Annotated in this window: 17 protein-coding genes; 8 read left to right on the top strand and 9 right to left on the bottom strand. The window is 64.5% G+C overall.

Translation table 11 applies throughout. The features are described 5' to 3' along the window. Positions 1 to 182 precede the first annotated feature (182 nt). A complete protein-coding gene (locus tag AB4Y34_RS31965; protein WP_368718299.1) occupies positions 183 to 1,208 on the bottom strand; it encodes a bile acid:sodium symporter family protein in 1,026 nt (341 codons plus the stop codon). 531 nt (positions 1,209 to 1,739) lie between these two features. On the opposite strand from AB4Y34_RS31965, the gene AB4Y34_RS31960 reads away from it, so the two are divergent. The 4 genes from AB4Y34_RS31960 to icmF all read left to right on the top strand — a co-directional run bounded on the left by AB4Y34_RS31960 (position 1,740) and on the right by icmF (position 8,514). Further along, positions 1,740 to 2,276: a hypothetical protein gene (locus tag AB4Y34_RS31960; RefSeq protein WP_368367393.1), complete on the top strand. Its 537-nt coding sequence runs from the start codon at positions 1,740 to 1,742 to the stop codon at positions 2,274 to 2,276. A 558-nt stretch (positions 2,277 to 2,834) separates the two neighbouring features. Beyond that, positions 2,835 to 3,920: a porin gene (locus AB4Y34_RS31955; protein WP_368718298.1), complete on the top strand. Its 1,086-nt coding sequence runs from the start codon at positions 2,835 to 2,837 to the stop codon at positions 3,918 to 3,920. A 150-nt stretch (positions 3,921 to 4,070) separates the two neighbouring features. Beyond that, positions 4,071 to 5,003 (top strand): LysR family transcriptional regulator, encoded by a 933-nt coding sequence (locus AB4Y34_RS31950; protein ID WP_176383805.1) that lies wholly within the window; start codon positions 4,071 to 4,073, stop codon positions 5,001 to 5,003. A gap of 118 nt (positions 5,004 to 5,121) precedes the next feature. After that, positions 5,122 to 8,514 carry a fused isobutyryl-CoA mutase/GTPase IcmF gene (gene icmF / locus AB4Y34_RS31945; RefSeq protein ID WP_368718297.1) on the top strand — a complete coding sequence of 1,131 codons (3,393 nt, stop codon included), beginning with the start codon at positions 5,122 to 5,124 and terminating at the stop codon, positions 8,512 to 8,514. Positions 8,515 to 8,553: 39 nt separating this feature from the next. On the opposite strand, the gene AB4Y34_RS31940 is transcribed toward icmF, so the two are convergent. Then, positions 8,554 to 9,513, bottom strand: a complete 960-nt coding sequence (locus AB4Y34_RS31940; RefSeq protein WP_176122287.1) for a nitronate monooxygenase family protein — start codon at positions 9,511 to 9,513, stop codon at positions 8,554 to 8,556. Between the two features lie 316 nt (positions 9,514 to 9,829). On the opposite strand from AB4Y34_RS31940, the gene AB4Y34_RS31935 reads away from it, so the two are divergent. Then, positions 9,830 to 10,720, top strand: a complete 891-nt coding sequence (locus tag AB4Y34_RS31935; RefSeq protein WP_176383803.1) for an alpha/beta fold hydrolase — start codon at positions 9,830 to 9,832, stop codon at positions 10,718 to 10,720. A 38-nt stretch (positions 10,721 to 10,758) separates the two neighbouring features. Here AB4Y34_RS31935 and AB4Y34_RS31930 read toward each other — a convergent pair whose 3' ends face one another. Further along, positions 10,759 to 11,229 (bottom strand): Lrp/AsnC family transcriptional regulator, encoded by a 471-nt coding sequence (locus AB4Y34_RS31930; protein ID WP_129960278.1) that lies wholly within the window; start codon positions 11,227 to 11,229, stop codon positions 10,759 to 10,761. Positions 11,230 to 11,342: 113 nt separating this feature from the next. Between AB4Y34_RS31930 and AB4Y34_RS31925 the strand changes: the two genes are divergently transcribed. Continuing rightward, positions 11,343 to 12,281: a DMT family transporter gene (locus AB4Y34_RS31925; RefSeq protein ID WP_176383802.1), complete on the top strand. Its 939-nt coding sequence runs from the start codon at positions 11,343 to 11,345 to the stop codon at positions 12,279 to 12,281. A gap of 282 nt (positions 12,282 to 12,563) precedes the next feature. Here the strand turns inward: AB4Y34_RS31925 and AB4Y34_RS31920 are convergent, their stop codons facing one another. From AB4Y34_RS31920 to AB4Y34_RS31895, 6 genes are all read right to left on the bottom strand, one after another. Next, positions 12,564 to 13,481: an MBL fold metallo-hydrolase gene (locus AB4Y34_RS31920; RefSeq protein ID WP_368718296.1), complete on the bottom strand. Its 918-nt coding sequence runs from the start codon at positions 13,479 to 13,481 to the stop codon at positions 12,564 to 12,566. After that, complete coding sequence (locus AB4Y34_RS31915) at positions 13,478 to 13,951, bottom strand: MaoC family dehydratase (protein WP_176383800.1); 474 nt, start codon at positions 13,949 to 13,951, stop codon at positions 13,478 to 13,480. The genes AB4Y34_RS31920 and AB4Y34_RS31915 overlap by 4 nt, the downstream gene beginning before the upstream one ends. Then, entirely contained in the window at positions 13,948 to 14,193 is a 246-nt protein-coding gene (locus tag AB4Y34_RS31910; protein ID WP_176383799.1) for a DUF1289 domain-containing protein, read from the bottom strand. Before AB4Y34_RS31910 ends, AB4Y34_RS31915 begins: the two co-directional genes overlap by 4 nt. Before the next feature lie 5 nt (positions 14,194 to 14,198). After that, a complete protein-coding gene (locus AB4Y34_RS31905) occupies positions 14,199 to 14,720 on the bottom strand; it encodes a YbaK/EbsC family protein (RefSeq protein WP_176109725.1) in 522 nt (173 codons plus the stop codon). Between the two features lie 35 nt (positions 14,721 to 14,755). Then, a complete protein-coding gene (locus AB4Y34_RS31900) occupies positions 14,756 to 15,682 on the bottom strand; it encodes a hydroxymethylglutaryl-CoA lyase (protein WP_176383798.1) in 927 nt (308 codons plus the stop codon). Positions 15,683 to 15,799: 117 nt separating this feature from the next. Continuing rightward, on the bottom strand, positions 15,800 to 16,741 hold the full coding sequence (locus AB4Y34_RS31895) for a 2-hydroxyacid dehydrogenase (protein WP_368718295.1): 942 nt from the start codon (positions 16,739 to 16,741) through the stop codon (positions 15,800 to 15,802). A 316-nt stretch (positions 16,742 to 17,057) separates the two neighbouring features. On the opposite strand from AB4Y34_RS31895, the gene AB4Y34_RS31890 reads away from it, so the two are divergent. Both AB4Y34_RS31890 and AB4Y34_RS31885 read left to right on the top strand, forming a co-directional pair. After that, a complete protein-coding gene (locus tag AB4Y34_RS31890) occupies positions 17,058 to 17,660 on the top strand; it encodes an RBBP9/YdeN family alpha/beta hydrolase (RefSeq protein WP_368718294.1) in 603 nt (200 codons plus the stop codon). 102 nt (positions 17,661 to 17,762) lie between these two features. Next, positions 17,763 to 18,800 carry a sulfate ABC transporter substrate-binding protein gene (locus tag AB4Y34_RS31885; RefSeq protein ID WP_176383793.1) on the top strand — a complete coding sequence of 346 codons (1,038 nt, stop codon included), beginning with the start codon at positions 17,763 to 17,765 and terminating at the stop codon, positions 18,798 to 18,800. The last annotated feature ends 260 nt before the right edge of the window (positions 18,801 to 19,060 follow it).

Genomic DNA, 19,060 nt, shown 5'->3' with positions numbered 1-19,060 from the left:
ACATCCACAATCGTCCTATGCCATCCGGCCGAGGCGACAACGAGAGCGTTTGCGCGTGAAATAACGACAACGGCCAAAGAAGAGCCAAAAGAAAAAGCCGCCCGATGGCGGCTTCCTTCACACGATCAAAACGACGCTCAGGGAGGGCGCTTATGAATGTCCGGTTCGCATTGCGAGTGTGTTCAACGGCGCGCGACGGCGGCGGCGGGTCGCCGCGCCGCCGCCTCGCTCTCGCCGCTGAGGTCGCGGGCGCCCCAGCGCTGCGCGAGCGCGGCGCAGACCATCAGCTGGATCTGGTGGAACAGCATCAGCGGCAGCACCACGGCGCCGACCGCGTGCGACGCGAAGATCACCTTGGCCATCGGCACGCCGGCGGCGAGGCTCTTCTTCGAGCCGCAGAAGATGATCGTGATCTGGTCCGCGCGGTTGAAGCCGAGCCGCTTGCTCACGAAGATCGTCACGCCCAGTGCGAGCGCGAGCAGCACGCAGCTCACCACGACGAGGCCGCCGAGCGCAGAGAGCGGAATCGTGTGCCACAGGCCTTCGGTGACGGCCTCGCTGAACGCGCCGTACACGACGAGCAGGATCGAGCCCTGGTCGACGAACTTCAGCACGCCGCGATTCTTCTCGATCCACTTGCCGATCAGCGGGCGCAGCAGTTGGCCGGCCACGAACGGCACGAGCAGTTGCAGCACGATGTTGCCGATCGTATGCCACGGCGAAGTGCCGCCGCTCGCAGCCTGATTCGTCACGATGAGGCTGACGAGTGCTGGGGTAACGAAGATGCCGAGCAGACTCGAGGCGGACGCGCTGCATACCGCGGCCGGCACGTTGCCCTTGGCAATGGACGTGAACGCGATCGACGACTGGACCGTCGATGGCAGCGTGCAGAGGAAGAGGACGCCGGCGTAGAGCGACGGCGTGACCAGCGGCGAAAGGACCGGTTTAAGCGCGAGGCCGAGCAGCGGAAACAGCGCGAACGTGCTCAGCAGCACCACCAGGTGAAGGCGCCAGTGCGTCGCGCCCGCAATGATCGCCTCGCGTGACAGCTTCGCGCCGTGCAGGAAGAACAGCAGGCCGACCGCGATGTTCGTCACCCAGTTGAACCCCACCGCGGCCTGCCCATGAACGGGCAGCAGGCTGGCGAGGATCACGGTGCCGACGAGGCACAGGGTGAAGTTATCGGGAAGGAATTTCGGACGGGCCATGTCGCAATCTCAGTTCAATGACGCGGTGTGAGCACGGGACGGGCCTGTCAGGGCGCGGTGCGTGCCAATGGGAAACGGCTATTGTTGTCGAAAGTCGATTGAAAACGCAAATTCATTTGCCGAATCGATTGATGAAGTTTTCGCATTGACCCGTGCGGCGCACTCGATTTCAGTATTGGCGACGTGCTCATGCGCCACAAACCGTTTAACCCTTGACGTTGCAAGCGGCGTTTATTTCAACTAACGCCGCTTGCGTGGGCTAGGGGAAACGCCCCTGGCAAGCCGCAAAGACGCACCCGCACAAAGCCTCCAGCGCAGAAAAACGCCGCAGTAACAGGGTGTTACATCCACCGACGAGACCTAACACTTTTTGGCTCGACACCCTCTGTCCACGCCCATAAATTACTCAGTCAAAGGCCGCAGGGATGCCTGCGCCGCGGCAGACACGCGGCGCTTTTCTCCTCCCGCAACAGGTCCATCGCAGCTCGAACGGTGGATTTCAGGCAAGTCTTCGGGCGTGAGAGTCACAAGGTGGACGGGTTGTCGAGAACGAGGCACTGGGCGTGGGGCGCGGTCATCGCCGTGCTGTGCTCGTTCGCCTATGCGAAGGGGCAAGGTGTGCCACATGGCGGCGGTGGCGCCGTGGGCGGCGCTTATTCGCACCACCTTGGCGGGCACGCGCCGCGCATGGAGATCCGCGGCGACGGTCATTACGCCGTCGCGGGTGGCGCGCCTGCTCCGCGCGGCTCGCGCAATGCGACGGCTTGGCGTGACGCACGCGCACAGCGCGGCAATCCGAACATCGCGGACGCCAATTTTGGTTATGGCTTCGGCAGCTACAAGTCCGGTATGCGCCGTGTCGGCGATCCGTCCAGCTATGCCGGCGCGATCACGCCGGTCAGTGCGGAATCGCGTCCGGTACCACATCCACCGTCCAACATGCCGATGCGCAACGGCTCGATCCGCGCCGACGTCGCCCGTTACAACGAAGAGCGCGGCGCCGCGCGTCCAATGCAACGCCCGTCCGACGATCCGCGGCAACCGGGCGGTTCACCCTATCGCAATTAGCTGAGCGCGATTTACCTGGTCGATTCGCGTCAAGTGGGCCACGTTCGCCGCTACCTGAACGGGTGAGGCTGCCGGCTTTACACGCAACGCGACCGCCTATCACCTGTCGCAAAACCCGTCCTCCAGATCCCTTCGTGCGATCCTCCGCGCGCCTTCCTCTGCGCCCGAGCTCCGAATCTGACGTTTCGACGCCACACTTTTTTGAAAACGCTCGGCATCGAAGTATCGGTCAGCGTCAAATCTTGGCATTCTGCCGCGTCGCGTCATCGGCCCTTCATTTAAGGCGTTCCCGCCGCCCTGGCGCGCGGTTCGCCGCATGCCGCATTGCATCCGGGGCGCCGGCCGCGGTCCAGCTGAAAGTCTCATATCAAACCGATAACCGACCAAACTAATCAGACCGATATACCCGCAATAAGCAGCGATATTTTTGTTTATAAAAATGGTCCGCAAAGATGGACCCGCCCAGATTGACTCGACGATCGAACGGATAACAACAACGTTTCGCGCGAGCGCCCCCTTTCGCACAGCCACACCTTTTTGACAAAGATTGGAGAACCAATGAACACAAGCCTCAGCACCGCGCTGAAGACCACTCTCAAGGCCACCGCATGCGTCGCCGCGCTGGCGAGCGCATCGTCGGCATTCGCGCAATCGAGCGTGCAGCTCTACGGCCAGGTCGACGAATGGGTCGGTGCGCAGAAGTTTCCGGGTGGCAAGACCGCGGTAGTCGTGTCGGGCGGTGGCATGTCGACGTCCTACTGGGGCTTCAAGGGGACCGAGGATCTGGGCAACGGCTACAAGGCGATCTTCACGATCGAAGGCTTCTTCCGCGCGCAGACTGGCGAGTTCGGCCGCTTCACCGGCGACACGACGTTCTCGCGCAACGCGTACGTCGGCATCGAGTCGCCGTACGGCACGGTGACGGCCGGCCGTCTGACGACGCCGCTGTTCGTGTCGACGATCCTGTTCAACCCGTTCATCGATTCGTACGTGTTCTCGCCGATGGTTACCCACGTGTACCTCGGCCTCGGCACCTTCCCGACCTACACGACCGATCAGGGCGTGACCGGCGACTCGGGCTGGAACAACGCGGTGTCGTATGCGACGCCGAACTTCAACGGCCTGTCGGCGACGGCGATGTATGCGCTCGGCAACACGACCCAGAACGGCGCGAAGAAGTGGAGCGGCCAGGTGCTGTACTTCCACGGCCCGTTCGCGGCGACCGCGGTGTACCAGTACGTGAACTTCAATAACGTGCCGGGCGACCTCGGCAGCTTCGAAACCTCGGGCGTGCCGGGTCTGCGCAGCCAGAGCGTCGCGCAGGCGGGCGTGTCGTACGACCTGAAGTTCGTCAAGCTGTACGGCCAGTACATGTACACGTACAACAACCAGCAGGTGACGAGCTGGCACGTGAACACCGGACAGGGCGGTGTCACGGTGCCGTTCGGGCCGGGCTCGGTGATGGCGTCGTACGCGTATTCGCGTAACGGCGGCGGTTCGAACCAGACGCGCCAGACGGCGGCGGTCGGCTACGACTATCCGCTGTCCAAGCGCACCGACGTCTATGCCGCGTACATGTATGACCACATCACCGGTCAGTCGAGCGGCAACACGTACGGCGCGGGGTTGCGCGCGAAGTTCTGATTTCGGCCTACGGTTTCACCGCAAAGCCCGCGTTCCGCCCGGAACGCGGGCTTTGTCGTTTTCAGCGCAGTCGAATACGGGTGTTTGCTGCCGTTCCTTTGATAAACCCGGCAAAATGGCGTGGATTGATTCCTGAAGCGAGCGACTGAGATGGACACCCTCGTCAGCATGAAAGTATTTCGCCACGTGGTCGAAGCAGGGAGCTTCGTCGGTGCGGCGGACAAGATGGAGATGTCCGCCGCGATGGCGAGCAAGCACGTGATGCATCTGGAGCAGCAGCTCGGCGCGCGGCTGCTGAACCGCACTACGCGCCGCGTCGCGCCGACCGAGGCGGGCCGCGAGTACTACGAGCGGCTCAGCCAGGCGCTCACCGAGCTCGACGAGGCAGGCCAGGCGGTCGGCGCGGCGAGCGTCGTGCCGCACGGGCGGCTGCGGGTGTCGTCGCTGTCGGCGTTCGGCCTGAATCACGTGATGGCCGCGGTCGCGGACTATGCAGAGCAGTATCCGCAGGTCACCGTCGATATGACGCTGTCCGACCGCGTCGTCGAGCTGATCGACGAGGGTTTCGACGTCGCGATTCGCGCGTCGCCCGGCGGGCTCAAGTCGTCGTCGCTGATCGCGCGGCAGATCGCGACTGCGCATCTGGTGCTGTGCGCGTCGCCCGCCTATCTGCGCAAGCATGGCACGCCGAAGCGCGTCGCCGATCTCGCGCGCCACAACTATCTGCAGTACGCGGGCGTGTCGGCACTCGAAGTCGCGACCGGCGACGCGAGCTCGCGCGTGCGCCTGTCGGGCAACCTGATCGTCAATCAGCTCGAGGCGCAGCGCGTGGTCGTGCTGCACGGCGCGGGCATCGCGATGCTGGGCACCGAGGTGATCGGCAGCGATCTCGCCGAAGGGCGGCTCGTGCCGCTGCTCGTCGACGAAGTGCCGCCGCGCGAGCTGCCGATCCACGTCGTCTACACGAGCCGGCGGCATCTGTCGGCCAAGGTGCGCTCGTTCGTCGATTTTCTGGCGGCGCGGTTTGCGAACGAATCGCTGTGGCCGTCGCTTGATGAGATCAAGGCGTTGGCTGTGCGGTAGCGTTTCACGAAGCACCTAACAAACGCCGCCAACCGGCCGCCCGCCGCCCCGGCGCCGTCTTACCCCGTTTCTATATACTGATTGTCAACACCCATCAGTTAAATGAATTGGGGGAGACATGACCGATCTGTCCACGCCGCAGCGTGCCGGCAGCCACGAGCTGCCCGCGGGCCGGCGCCTGCGCTTCGTCACCGCCGCCGCACTGTTCGACGGCCACGACGCGTCGATCAACATCATGCGGCGCATCCTGCAGGCGAGCGGCGTGGAGGTGATTCACCTAGGCCACAACCGCTCCGTCGCCGAAGTCGCGACCGCCGCGCTCAACGAGGACGCCGACGGCGTCGCCGTGTCGAGCTACCAGGGTGGCCACAACGAATATTTCCGCTATCTCGTCGAGTTGCTGCGTGCGCGCGGCGGCGAGCGCATCAAGGTGTTCGGCGGCGGAGGAGGCGTGATCGTCCCCGAGGAGATCGCCGCGCTGGAACGCGACGGCGTCGAAAAAATCTACTCGCCGCACGACGGTCAGCGGCTCGGCCTGCAAGGCATGATCGACGACATGATCGCGCGCTGCGTCGAAGGCGCGCGCGCGGCCGAGGCGGCGCGGCCGACGCCGGTGCGCGAATGGCTCGCCGAGCTGGCCGCGCGTCCATTGCCGCTTTGCGTCGAGGCGGATGCTCCACACGGCCGCACTGCCCCCGGCTCGTACCCTAACGATCCCGCCGCGCCGATCTTCCGCCGCCTCGCGCAACTGATCAGCGCGTTCGAAACGAACACCGTCGACGCCGCCGCACGCGATCAGCTATCGACGCTCGCGCAGACCACGCGGGTTCCCGTGCTCGGCATCACCGGGACCGGCGGCGCGGGCAAGTCGTCGCTGACCGACGAGCTGATCCGCCGCTTCCGGCTCGACTACGACGACACACTGAACATCGCCGTGCTCGCGATCGATCCGTCGCGCCGCAAATCCGGCGGCGCGCTGCTTGGCGACCGCATCCGCATGAACGCGATCGGCGACTGGGGCGGCGGCGCAAGGGGCGACGCCCGTGTGTATATGCGCTCGATGGCGACGCGCGAGGCATCGACCGAACTCTCCGACTCTCTGCCCGCCGCGCTGATGCTGTGCAAGGTCGCGGGTTTCGATCTGATCGTCGTCGAGACCTCGGGGATCGGTCAGGGCGATGCGGCGATCGTGCCGTTCGTCGACGAATCGCTGTACGTGATGACGCCGGAGTTCGGCGCCGCGAGCCAGCTCGAGAAGATCGACATGCTCGACTTCGCGAGCTTCGTCGCGATCAACAAGTTCGATCGCAAGGGCGCGCAGGATGCGCTGCGCGATGTCGCCAAGCAGGTGCAGCGCAACCGCGCGGACTTCGCGACCTCGCCCGATGCGATGCCGGTGTTCGGCACGATCGCGTCGCGCTTCAATGACGACGGCGTGACCGCGCTGTACCTGCGCATCGCCGCTGCGCTGCGCAGCCACGGCCTGCGCGACGGCGGCGCGCGCCTGAGCGCTCCCGAAGGCCTGCGCTTTTCGAGCAACCTGCACGCGATCGTGCCACCCGCGCGCGTGCGCTATCTGGCCGATATCGCGCAGACGGTGCGCGGCTATCGCGAGCGGGCCGAGGCGCAGGCGCAGATCGCGCGCGAGCGTTGGCAGCTCGTCGAGACGCGCCGCATGCTCGGCGAAGCGGGCCACGACGCCTCATCGCTCGACGCGCTGATCGAGCAACGCAACACCGCGCTCGGCGAGCGCGAACGCAAGCTGCTCGATGCGTGGCCGCAAACGATGGCCGCCTATACCGGCGACGAACACGTGGTGCGCATCCGCGAACGCGAAATCCGCACCGCGCTGACCGTGACGACGCTGTCCGGCTCCGAAATCCGCAAAGTGTCGCTGCCGAAATTCGTCGATCACGGCGAGATCCTGCGCTGGCTGATGCTCGACAATCTGCCCGGCTATTTCCCGTTCACCGCTGGCGTGTTTCCGTTTCGCCGCGAGAACGAGGACCCGACGCGCATGTTCGCGGGCGAGGGCGATCCGCAGCGCACCAATCGCCGCTTCAAGCTGCTGTCGGAAGGCATGCCGGCCAAGCGGTTATCCACCGCATTCGACTCGGTAACGCTGTACGGCGAGGAGCCGCACGAGCGCCCGGACATCTACGGCAAGGTCGGCAATTCGGGCGTGTCGGTCGCGACCCTCGACGACATGAAGACGCTCTACGACGGCTTCGACCTGTGCTCGCCGGACACATCGGTGTCGATGACGATCAACGGCCCCGCGCCGACGATCCTCGCGATGTTCTTCAACGTCGCGATCGACCAGCAGATTGCTTTGAAAGAGCAACAGCAAGGCCGCCCGTTGACCGAAGCCGAACTCGCCGCTACGCGCCGTGCGGCGCTCGAAAACGTGCGTGGCACCGTGCAAGCCGACATCCTGAAGGAAGACCAGGGCCAGAACACCTGCATCTTCTCGACCGAATTCAGCCTGAAGGTAATGGGCGACATCCAGGCGTATTTCGTCGAACACGGCGTGCGCAATTTCTACTCGGTGTCGATCTCCGGCTATCACATCGCCGAGGCCGGCGCGAACCCGATCTCGCAGCTCGCCTACACGCTCGCGAACGGATTCACGTACGTCGAGGCGTATCTCGCGCGCGGCATGTCGATCGATGACTTCGCGCCGAATCTGTCGTTCTTCTTCTCGAACGGCATGGACCCGGAGTACACGGTGCTCGGCCGCGTCGCGCGACGCATCTGGGCGATCGCGATGCGCGAGCGGTATGGCGCCAACGAGCGCAGCCAGAAGCTGAAGTATCACGTGCAGACGTCGGGCCGCAGCCTGCACGCGCAGGAGATCGATTTCAACGACATCCGCACGACGCTGCAGGCGCTGATCGCGATCTACGACAACTGCAACTCGCTGCACACCAATGCGTTCGACGAAGCGATCACGACGCCGACCGAGGAATCGGTGCGCCGCGCGGTCGCGATCCAGCTGATCATCAATCGCGAATGGGGGTTGGCGAAGAACCAGAATCCGAATCAGGGCAGCTTCGTGATCGACGAGCTGACCGATCTGGTCGAGGAAGCGGTGCTCGCCGAGTTCGAGCGGCTCACGGAGCGCGGCGGCGTGCTCGGCGCGATGGAAACCGGTTATCAGCGTGGACGGATTCAGGACGAGTCGATGCTGTACGAGCATCGCAAACATGACGGCTCGTATCCGATCGTCGGCGTGAACACGTTCCTGAGCGCGCATCCGCATGAAGCGCCGCGTCCGCTGGTGCTGGCGCGTTCCACCGACGCGGAAAAGCAGAGTCAGCTGCGGCGGTTGCGCGATTTCCAGACGCGCCACCGCGACGCCGCGCCGGAGGCGCTCGAACGCCTGAAGCGCACGGTGATCGACGACGGCAACGTGTTCGCGGTGTTGATGGACGTGGTGCGCGTGTGTTCGCTTGGGCAGATCACCCACGCACTGTTCGAGGTGGGCGGGCAGTATCGTCGGAATATGTAGGCCGCGAGGGGCGGTCCGGCTCGCCCCCGTTCAACACCTTCAGCGCGCGATGCCGAGCCGCGCCTTCGCGTCGTCGTATTCCTTCTTCAGACGCTGCACGAGTTCGGCGACATCGGGTACGTCGTCCATCAGGCCGACGCCCTGGCCCGCGCCCCAGATGTCCTTCCACGCCTTCGCCTTTTCGCTGCCGAAGTTCATCTTGGTCTTGTCCGATTCGGGCAGCGCGTCCGGGTCGAGCCCCGCGTTCTGGATGCTCTCGCGGATGTAGTTGCCATGCACGCCGGTGAACAGGTTCGTGTAGATGATGTCCGACGCCTTCGCGTTGATGATCGCCTGCTTGTAACTGTCAACGGCATGCGCTTCTTTGGTCGCGATGAAGCGCGTGCCCATGTACGCGAGGTCCGCGCCCATCGCCTGCGCGGCGAGAATCGAGCCGCCGTTCGCGATCGAGCCCGACAGCACGATCGGGCCGTCGAAAATGCGCCGCACCTCGCCGACCAGCGCAAACGGCGAGGTGGTGCCCGCGTGGCCACCCGCGCCCGACGCGACCAGAATCAACCCGTCGACGCCAGCTTCCAGCGCCTTCTGCGCATGACGCAGATTGATCACGTCGTGCAGCACGATGCCGCCATAGCTATGCACCGCATCGACGATCTCGCGTGCCGGCGCCCGCAGGCTGGTGATGAAGATCGGCACCTTGTGCTCGACGCACACGCGCACGTCGTGTTCGAGCCGCGCATTCGACTGATGAACGATCTGATTGACCGCGATCGGGCCGATCACCGCATCCGGGTTCGCGGCCTTGTGCTCGGCGAGTTGCGCCTGGATCTGCGTGAGCCACTCGTCGAGCAGCTCGGCCGGACGCGCGTTGAGGGCTGGGAACGAGCCGACGATACCGGCCTTGCACTGTGCCAACACGAGTTCGGGATAGCTGACGATGAACATCGGTGAAGCGACGACGGGCAGAGCGAGGTTTTGCAGAACGGCGGGCAGTGCCATGGTGCGAATCTCCAGATTGGGCCAACCGGTGCGGCGCGCGCCCGGCGGATAGATGAGTTTAGCGGCGGCACGCGGCTTGCAGCGTGTCGGGCGGCGAATGCGTGTGGCAATCGCACGAAACCGGCATGCCTCAGTCACGACAAACATTTAAGAACGATCGTTCGATTATAGGCGAAGTGGACGCCCACCGCGCGTTAAGGACATCCGAAGCGGTTCGAAGGAGTATTCAGGTTCCACGTCTGCGTGGTTTATCCCACCTCGCACGGACTTGTCGGCCTTCTACAATGCACGGACCTCAAACGATCAACGAGACGTCATGGCCTTCGAAAATTTCACGCCTTTTCGTGTCGCCGTGGGCGATGTCGATGTTTTCGGGGTGAAGGGCGGCGCCGGGCCGCCTCTGTTGCTGCTGCACGGCCATCCGCAATCGCATCTGATCTGGGAACGCTGCGCCGCGCCGCTCGCGCAGCACTTCACGGTGATCGCAACCGATCTGCGCGGCTATGGCGCGTCAGGCAAACCGGCGAGCGATGCGACGCACACGCCGTATTCGAAACGCGTGATGGCCGCCGACCAGGTCGCGGTGATGCGCCACTTCGGCTTCGAGCGCTTCCTCGTCTGCGCGCACGATCGCGGCGCGCGCGTCGCGCACCGGATGACGCTCGATCACGCCGATGCGGTCGAGCGTCTGATGCTGCTCGATATCGCGCCGACGCTCGCGATGTACGAAGCCACCGACCGCACGTTCGCGACGCACTACTTCCACTGGTTCTTCCTGATCCAGCCCGAGCCGCTGCCCGAAACGTTGATCGGCGCGAATCCGGCCGCCTATGTCGACGCGGTGATGGGCGGACGTCACGCGGGCCTCGCGCCGTTCGACCCCGCCGCGCTCGACGCCTATCGGGCAGCGCTCGCGCAACCGGGCGCGGTGCACGCGATGTGCGAGGACTATCGCGCGTCGGCGAGCATCGACCTCGAACATGATCGCGCGGATATCGAGCGCGGCAACAAGATCGGCTGTCCGCTGCGCGTGCTGTGGGGCGACAAGGGCGTGGTCGAAAAATGCTTCGATGCGCTCGACGAATGGCGGCATGTCGCGCGCGACGTGAGCGGCCGCGCGCTATCGTGCGGGCACTATCTGCCCGAGGAAGCGCCGGACGAACTGGTCGCCGAGATGCTGTCGTTTTTCGAGGCGGTCGAAAAATAAGCGCCGGGCCGCTTCGCGCGGCCTTAGTGCGACTTTTGTCAGCCGAGCGGCGGCAGCCGCCGCGCGACCGGCGTCGACTTGACGATCGCGGTGCTGGTTTCCGCGCGCTCGGTCACTTTCGACAAGATCTCGTCGAGCTGCTCGATCGAATGCAGGTACAGTCGGCAGATGAAACAGTCGTCGCCGGTTACCTTGTCGCATTCGACGAACTCCGGAATGCGCCGGATCACTTCTTCGACCAGATGTAACTGGCCGGGCAGCGGCTTCACGCGCACGATTGCCTGCAGCGTGAAGCCGAGCGCGCGCGGATCGATCTGCACGGTGAAGCGCTCGATCACGCCCTGCGCTTCGAGCCGCCGCACGCGCTCGGCCGTGCTGGGCGCCGATAAGCCGACGACGCGCGCGAGTTCGCTGACCGGCTGGCGCGCGTCCTGCGCGAGCGCGGCGAGCAGTGCGCGGTCGGTGTCGTCGAGTGCGACCGGTGCGATCGATGCAAGGCGTTTGCTCATAATGGCCTTCGTTTATGAGGTGAAAAAGCGGTAACGCTTAAGTTTAGCCATGTATTCGCGCAGGTGGATTAATTACACTGCCAGTTATGCAGTCATCAATCCGGGATCGAATCATGGCTTCAAACAAGGCTTCACCGACGAGCTCGAGCAGTTCGTCCAGCGACATCCGCCGCGGCGCGGCCGAGATGAGCATTGCGATGCTGATGTCGGGCACGATCGGCTGGCTCGTCGTGTCGTCGCAGCAAAGCCCCTTTAACGTGGTGTTTTTCCGCTGCATCTTCGGCGGCGCGACGCTCGCGCTCGTGTGCGCCGTGCTCGGCCTGTTTCGCCGGGAGCTGTTTTCGTGGAAGATGCTCGGCCTCGCGTTACTCGGCGGCGCGGCGATCGTCGTGAACTGGGTGCTGCTGTTCGCCGCGTATTCACGCGCGTCGATTTCAATGGCGACGGCCGTCTACAACACGCAGCCGTTCATGCTGGTCGGGCTCGGTGCGCTGGTGTTTCGCGAGCGTATCAGCGCGTCGACGATCGCGTGGCTCGTGGTCGCGTTCGTCGGGCTCGTGTTCGTCGTGAAGGTCGAGCCGGCCGTGCTCGCGGTGCCGGGGCAATATCTGGTCGGCGTCGCCTATGCGGTCGGCGCGGCGGCGATGTACGCGGTGTCGTCGATCATCACGAAGCGGCTGAAGGGCACGCCGCCGCATCTGCTCGCGCTGATCCAGGTGTCGCTCGGCGTGCTGTTGCTAGCACCGTTCGTGCGTTTCGACGCATTGCCGGCAAGCGGTGTGCAGTGGCTCGAACTGGTCGTGCTCGGCGTCGTCCATACTGGTCTCATGTACGTGCTGCTGTACGGCGCGATTCAGAAGCTGCCGACGTCGATGACGGGCGCGTTGTCGTTCATCTATCCGGTGGTCGCGATCATCGTCGACCGGATCGCGTTCGGACAGACGCTCGCATGGATTCAGGTGCTCGGCGCCACGCTGATTCTGCTGGCAGCGGCGGGCGTGAATCTCGGCTGGCGGATCGTGCCGCAGAAAAAGCGCCTGTCGTCCACGTGATATGGATATTGCCAGGGATTCCGGAATAAAGCGCGCGCATTCGAACGCCTAACGCGGCGTGATGACAGAATATGTATGCATTTGTAAAACGCGGTGTCAATTTTCTGTAGGGAAATCACCGATGCGTTGCGAATATTCGCACGCGTATCATTGGTGGCGACGCTGATCACGTCCACACAGATGTTCCGCCGCTCGCCTTGTCGAGCGGCTTTCTTTTTGTAGGTACGGTTTTGGTTCCGGGGCCCTTTTCGACCGCACCCGCTGAACGGGCCAGTCCCACGTTCAACGCCGCGCGAGAATGCGCGTGCCGTCCACTTCGAGCGGTCCACCATTTGCCGCGAGCTCCCCGATCATTCCCGTTAGCAACGCTGGCCATTCGCCGCGTGGCTTCAGCATCGACGCGGCGGCGCGCATCACGGACGCGTCGTCGAGCATGCGCAAAAGCGTGTCCACGCTCATCTCGCGAACTTCGAGCAGCTTGAATACGATCAGCACCTTCAGCGCGTTCCTCGCGTTGCGCGCGGGATCGGCACGCAACCAGGCGACGCGCGACATCGCGCGGTCGAGCGCCGGTTCGACATGCGTGAACGGCGCGCCGTGGCCCGGGATGACCACGCGCACGTCGAGTGTCGCGATCATGTCGAGCACGGCCTGCTGCTCGGCAAAGCCGCTTTCGCCTTCGAGTTCGGGAAAGATCACGCCGAAGCCGTTTTCCCATAGCGCGTCGGCACTGATCAGCAAGCGTTCGTGCGCGCAATAAAGCATCAGCGAATGCGGATCGTGGCCCGGCGCGCCGAGCACCTGCCAGTCGAGCGCGCCGAGCCGCAAGCGTGCGCCGGGTGCGAGCGTGCCGGTAAAGCCGAAGCGCTCGCAGGTTTGACCGGTCGCGCGAAAGCTGAGGCGTGTTTCGTCCCAGTCGCGTACGGCATCGGCTTCGGATGACGGGATCAGCGTGCGACACGGCCACGTGGCCTGCAACAGCGTGTTGCCGCCGCAGTGATCCGAATGCAGATGCGTGTTGACGATCAGATCGAGCGGCCGCGTGTGCAACGCATTGCGCACCAGCGCGACCGTCTGCGAAGCGTGCGTCGCATAGCCGGTATCGACGAGCGCCGCGCAGGCTTCATCGACGAGCAGCACATTGTTCGACGACAGCCAGCCGCGCTCGAACACCTGGATCGATGCGGGCAGCGCGATCATGGTGCGGCCGTTTTCGATTGCGCGTGCTCGAGCGCGTCGGGCTTCGGCATCACGAGGATCGTCGAGGCGCCCGTCAGCAGCAGTTCGCCGCGCTGATTGACCACGGTGCCTTCGAGGTAGGTCAGGTCGCCGCTCAGGCTCGGCTTCCAGTGAGCGTCGCGCACACGCCATGTGATCGTCAGCGTGTCGTGCGCCTGCACCGCCTTCTTCAGCTTGATATCGAATTCGAGGCCGAGCGGTTGCGCGTAAGTGGAAAAATGCGTGGCGAGCAGCGCCATGAAATACGCGGTCGGTTGCGTGCCCGACGCGATCAGCCCGCCGAAGCGGCTTTGCGCGGCATACGCTTCATCGTGATGCAGCGGGTTCAGATCGACGACGAGCGTTGCGAACGATTTGATCGACTCCACCGACAACGCGAGCGTCGAACTGAACGTCTCACCGAGCGTGACGACGCGCGGCGCGGCTTTCATTGCTTCTCCTTCGCCGTCGATGCCGTGCGGCCAGCAATGAACTCCGCGTGGCGCGCTTCGATCGCGTCCCATACCGCGCGCTTATCGTCGTCGTCGAACCTCGACCAGCCGGCGATTTCGTCGATGGTGCGCAGGCATCCTTCGCACCAGCCGGTCGACGCATCCATCCTGCACACGTTGATGCACGGCGACGGCACGCAGACGTCGCCGGCTTTTTGTTCGTAAGGCTTACTGCTCGCCATCGTGTTCAGGCCGTCTCGCGCAACGCGACATCGACGACCGGCGCGCCCGTCAGCGCGATCAGCTCCTGCGCGGTCAGATTGAACACTGCGTGCGGATGACCAGCGGCAGCCCACAGGCTCTCCAGCTCGAGCAGATCGGCATCGATCAGCGTGACCGGCTCGGTCGCATGGCCGACCGGGCACACGCCACCGATCGCATAGCCGGTTTTTTCACGCACGAACTTCGCGTCCGCGCGGCCGATCTCGCCGACCTGCGCGGCCACCTTCTTTTCGTCGACGCGATTCGCGCCGCTCGCGATCACGAGCACCGGGGCGTCGTCTTCGCGGCGCCGGAACAGAATCGACTTCGCGATCTGCGCGACCGCGCAGCCAAGTCCAGCGGCCGCTTCGGCGGAAGTCTTGCCGGTTTCCGGCAGCATCACGATTCGCCCCGCGTGACCGCGTTCGCGCAGCAGCAGCGCGACGCGGCGTGCCGAGTCGGGCAGCGCGGCGAGATCGTCGGAGTCGAAAGACGCGAGGTCGTTCATCGTTGGAAATCCTGATTCAAAAATGGATGGAGCGTTTATACGCAGGTATTCGCTTCGCTGCGCGCCTTCGCGAGCAGTGCTTTGCCGGCGCGCGACACGTTGGCCCGGCCGATCGCGTTCGAAATGAAGTCGCCAATCTCGACCACCTGGGCGAGGTCGACGCCGGTCTGGATGCCGAGGCCGTTCATCAGGTACAACACGTCTTCGGTCGCGACGTTGCCGGTCGCGCCCTTCGCGTACGGGCAACCGCCGAGCCCCGCGACCGATGCATGAAAAATCTCGATGCCTTCGAGCAGCGCAGCGTAAATGTTCGCAAGCGCCTGGCCGTAGGTGTCGTGGAAGTGTCCCGACAGATGCCCGCGCGGAAACACTTCGGTCACCGCCTCGAACACTTCGCGGGTGCGCTTGGGCGTGCCGACGCCGATCGTGTCGGCGATATCGATCTCGTCGCAGCCGAGCGCCGCGAAGCGCTTGACGACGTCGACGACCGACGCGACCGGCACCTCACCCTGATACGGACAGCCGAGCGCGCACGACACGCTGCCGCGAATCCGCAGGCCATGTTGTTTCGCCGCTGCGGCAACCGGCGCGAAGCGCTCGATGCTCTCGGCGATGCTGCAGTTGATGTTCTTCTGCGAGAACGCCTCGCTCGCCGCGCCGAAGATCACGATCTCGTCGGCGCGCGCGGCGAGCGCGCCTTCGAAGCCGCGCAGGTTCGGCGTCAGCACCGAGTAGATGGTGCCGGCGCGGCGCTCGATGCCAGCCATCACATCAGCGCCGTCGGCCATCTGCGGCACCCATTTCGGCGACACGAAGGACGCCGCTTCGACGTTGCGAAAACCCGCCGCCGACAGCCGGTTGATCAGTTCGATCTTGGTCGCGGTCGGCACGAATTCCTTCTCGTTCTGCAGCCCGTCGCGCGGGCCCACTTCGACGATTTTCACTTGTTGCGGTAAGGCCATGATGTGTCTCCGATCCGATGCGGTTTTACCGCAGTCCCATCCACGATGGGTGCTGCCGCATTGCTGTAATTCAGTTCAGCCCGCGCGCCTGCGACGCGCGCGGGCGTGGGAATTCACCTAGTAGCCGCGCTTCACCTGCACTATTCCGCTCACCTGCTCACCGCGCATCATCGCGCCGATCTTGTCCGCGACCTGCGCGACGCTGTCCTCGCGCAATGTCAGCGCCGACGTATGCGGCGTGATCGTGATGCGCGGCTCGCGCCAGAACGGATGATCGGCGGGCAGCGGTTCCTCGCGGAACACGTCGAGCGTCGCGGCGGCGAGCTGGCCGCTCGCGAGCGCGGCGAGCAGATCCGTTTCGACCAGATGCGCGCCGCGCGCGACGTTGATCAGATATGCGCCGCGCGCGAGCTTCGCGAAGACTCGCGCATTCAGCACGCTTTCCGTGTCGGGTGTATGCGGCAGCAGATTGACGAGTACCTTCGCGCCGTCAAGGAAGCTATCGAACTGCACGTCGCCGGCGAACGTCGCGATTCCGTCGATCTGCTTCGCGCTGCGGCTATAGCCGCGCACCGGCAGGCCGAACGAAGCGAGCGATTGCACGACCTGCGTGCCGAGCACGCCGAGACCGAGCACGCCCACCGTGAACGTTGCGCGCGGATGCGGCTCGAGCGCTTTCCAGCGGCGCTCGCCCTGCAGCATCTGGTATTCGTCGAAGCGGCGCAGATAGCGCAGCACCGCATGCGTCACATACTCGGCCATCTGCGCGCCCATGCCGGTATCTTCGAGGCGAATCAGCGGCACCTCGGGCGGCAACGTGCCGGGGTGCGCGCGTTCGAGCGCGAGAATCGCATCGACGCCCGCGCCGAGATTGAAGATCGCGCGCAGCGTCGTGCGGCCGGCCAGCATCTCGCGCGGCGGACGCCAGACTACCGCGAAATCGGCTGGCGCGTTGTCGCCGGGCTGCCATTCGCGCAGCTCGGCCGCGGGCAAAGCGCGCGCGAAGTCGTGCAGCCAGGCGGCGGCTTCGGTGTGCGGTGCGTAGAAGAGTATTTTCATGCGGTACCGGTTGCGGCGGCGTCGATCTGCGCATCAGCGGGGCGGACTGTCAGCGCGCCTCGGCGATGGGACGACGCGAGCGGCATCGGGTCTCCTCCCGTTATGAAATAGGCTTCATTCTACTTTTTCGACACAAATCGCGCGCGTCTGCGCACGGGCGTGCGCTTCGGGATGCGTGTAGTCGCGGGCGTCGAGCCCGCGCGTACCGGCGCATTTCTTCGTTTGCCCCATAACCAAAGCACAAAATCTTGGTTCATCGATGCGCGACCGAGCGGGACAATGCTTGCCCGGATTCCCTGCGCAACGAGGCACGCACATGCTTTCATGCACCCGATCGAGCTGGCCGCCACGGCTCGTCACCGTTCCCGGCCTGCACGGCAGCGAAGGCGCGCATTGGCAAACCTGGCTGGAGCGGCAGTTCGCGCGCTCGTTGCGCGTCGAGCAGGCCAACTGGGACGCGCCCGATCTCGCGCTATGGGCAAAGTCGTTGCGCGATCTGCTCGCGCGCGAACGCGGTCCGTTCGTGCTGGCCGCGCACAGCTTCGGCTGCCTTGCGACTGTGCATGCGTTGCAGCAGGGCGCACTCGCCAGCGACGTGGTCGGCGTGCTGTTCGTCGCGCCCGCGAGTCCGCGCAAGTTCGAATTCGCGGGACCGTTCGACGCGCGACGTCTGGGCGTGCCGTCGATCCTGATCGGCAGCGAAACCGATCCGTGGATGACGCTTGCCGACGCGCGCAATCTCGCGCAGCGTTTCGGCAGCGCGTTCGTCAATCTCGGCGATGCGGGGCATATCAACACGGCGGCGGGCTTCGGTCCTTGGCCGCGTGCGAAGTACTTCGTCGATACGCTCGTGCACTGCGCGGCGCCGCTGCGCTTTCGCGAGGAGGCAATCGATACGGTGCAGCATGCGCTCGTGTGAGCACCCCGCTGCGGCGCGCGCCAGGTAAGCAATCCGTTAGAATCCCGCGTCATGCCGCGGATGCGCGGCTACAGGTTTTGATCATCGACAGACGGGGAAACAATGAAGGGCAACACGGGGACATCACGCCGGCTCACAGCGATCGTGACGGCAGGCATCACACTAGTTGCGCTCGCGTTCGGCGGCGTCACGACAGCGCGCGCGGATACGTCGCTGCTGAACGTGTCGTACGACGTGACGCGCGAGCTGTACAAGGACATCAACGCGGGCTTCATCGCGGACTACAAGCAGAAGAGCGGTGAGACGGTGTCGGTGCGGCAGTCGCACGGCGCGTCGAGCGCGCAGGCACTGTCGGTGCTGCAGGGGTTGCAGGCCGACGTGGTGACGATGAATCAACCGAACGACATCGACCTGCTCGCCGAAAAGGGCCACCTGGTCCCCGCCAACTGGCGCGCGCGTCTGCCGGACGATAGCGCGCCCTACACGACGACGATGGTGTTCCTCGTGCGCAAGGGCAACCCGAAGCACATCAAGGACTGGGACGACCTCGCGAAGCCCGGCGTCCAGGCAGTGATCGCGAATCCGAAGACCTCGGGCAACGGACGTTATACGTATCTCGCCGCGTGGGGTTATCGCAAGCAGCAGGGCGGCACCGACGCGCAGGCGCTCGACTTCGTGAAGGCGATCTTCCGCAACGTGCCGGTGCTCGATACCGGCGGCCGAGGAGCGACGACAACGTTCACGCAGCGCGGTATCGGCGATGTGCTCGTCACGTTCGAGAACGAAGTATCGCTGATCGATACGGGTGTCGGCGCGGGCAGCTATGAAGCGGTGTATCCGTCGCTGAGTTTGCTCGCGGCGCCGCCGGTGTCGATCGTCGATAAGGTCGTCGACAAGCGTGGCACGCGCAAGCAAGCGCAGGCATACCTCGACTATCTGTGGTCGCCGGCCGCGCAGGAGATCATCGCGCAGCATCATCTGCGTCCGCGCGACAAGAACGTCTTCGCGAAGCATGCGGCCGAGTTCAAGCCGATCAAGACGTTCACGGTCGAGCAGATGTTCGGCAGTTGGCAGAAGGCGCAGGACACGCACTTCTCCGACGGGGGGACGTTCGATCAGATTATTGTTGATCGGAAGTAGAGCGGAGATTCTCCTGCCGCTGACGTGCCCTCAAATTTCTCCGTTGCGTTTGCTCAAATAGCCGACATAACCGCCGACTATTGAACTCACGCATACCAGCACGAACCAGAAACTCAGAAAGGTGTCTTCTGCTGTACGGGAAGTGTCAAACAAGCTTCCTTTGCCGTGCAGCAGAAGAACACCATACAGGTAGAGCCCGAGCCATGAAAGCAGACTCGCGAAAATCGCTCCGAGTATCATGCCGACGAAGACCTTTGAAA

This window comes from Paraburkholderia sp. BR10954, assembly GCF_040965775.1.
Taxonomy (GTDB): Bacteria; Pseudomonadota; Gammaproteobacteria; order Burkholderiales; family Burkholderiaceae; genus Paraburkholderia; species Paraburkholderia youngii.
This window is presented reverse-complemented; position numbering and strand designations above follow the sequence as displayed.

What these genes read in the sequence shown, in the direction of transcription:
- AB4Y34_RS31955 (WP_368718298.1), top strand. Translation starts at nt 2,835, where the DNA reads ATGAACACAAGCCTCAGCACCGCGCTGAAGACCACTCTCAAGGCCACC.
- AB4Y34_RS31930 (WP_129960278.1), bottom strand. Translation starts at nt 11,229, where the DNA reads ATGAGCAAACGCCTTGCATCGATCGCACCGGTCGCACTCGACGACACC.
- AB4Y34_RS31915 (WP_176383800.1), bottom strand. Translation starts at nt 13,951, where the DNA reads ATGAAAGCCGCGCCGCGCGTCGTCACGCTCGGTGAGACGTTCAGTTCG.
- AB4Y34_RS31885 (WP_176383793.1), top strand. Translation starts at nt 17,763, where the DNA reads ATGAAGGGCAACACGGGGACATCACGCCGGCTCACAGCGATCGTGACG.
- AB4Y34_RS31910 (WP_176383799.1), bottom strand. Translation starts at nt 14,193, where the DNA reads ATGGCGAGCAGTAAGCCTTACGAACAAAAAGCCGGCGACGTCTGCGTG.
- AB4Y34_RS31920 (WP_368718296.1), bottom strand. Translation starts at nt 13,481, where the DNA reads ATGATCGCGCTGCCCGCATCGATCCAGGTGTTCGAGCGCGGCTGGCTG.
- AB4Y34_RS31965 (WP_368718299.1), bottom strand. Translation starts at nt 1,208, where the DNA reads ATGGCCCGTCCGAAATTCCTTCCCGATAACTTCACCCTGTGCCTCGTC.
- AB4Y34_RS31935 (WP_176383803.1), top strand. Translation starts at nt 9,830, where the DNA reads ATGGCCTTCGAAAATTTCACGCCTTTTCGTGTCGCCGTGGGCGATGTC.
- AB4Y34_RS31925 (WP_176383802.1), top strand. Translation starts at nt 11,343, where the DNA reads ATGGCTTCAAACAAGGCTTCACCGACGAGCTCGAGCAGTTCGTCCAGC.
- AB4Y34_RS31950 (WP_176383805.1), top strand. Translation starts at nt 4,071, where the DNA reads ATGGACACCCTCGTCAGCATGAAAGTATTTCGCCACGTGGTCGAAGCA.
- AB4Y34_RS31905 (WP_176109725.1), bottom strand. Translation starts at nt 14,720, where the DNA reads ATGAACGACCTCGCGTCTTTCGACTCCGACGATCTCGCCGCGCTGCCC.
- icmF (WP_368718297.1), top strand. Translation starts at nt 5,122, where the DNA reads ATGACCGATCTGTCCACGCCGCAGCGTGCCGGCAGCCACGAGCTGCCC.
- AB4Y34_RS31900 (WP_176383798.1), bottom strand. Translation starts at nt 15,682, where the DNA reads ATGGCCTTACCGCAACAAGTGAAAATCGTCGAAGTGGGCCCGCGCGAC.
- AB4Y34_RS31890 (WP_368718294.1), top strand. Translation starts at nt 17,058, where the DNA reads ATGCTTTCATGCACCCGATCGAGCTGGCCGCCACGGCTCGTCACCGTT.
- AB4Y34_RS31940 (WP_176122287.1), bottom strand. Translation starts at nt 9,513, where the DNA reads ATGGCACTGCCCGCCGTTCTGCAAAACCTCGCTCTGCCCGTCGTCGCT.
- AB4Y34_RS31895 (WP_368718295.1), bottom strand. Translation starts at nt 16,741, where the DNA reads ATGAAAATACTCTTCTACGCACCGCACACCGAAGCCGCCGCCTGGCTG.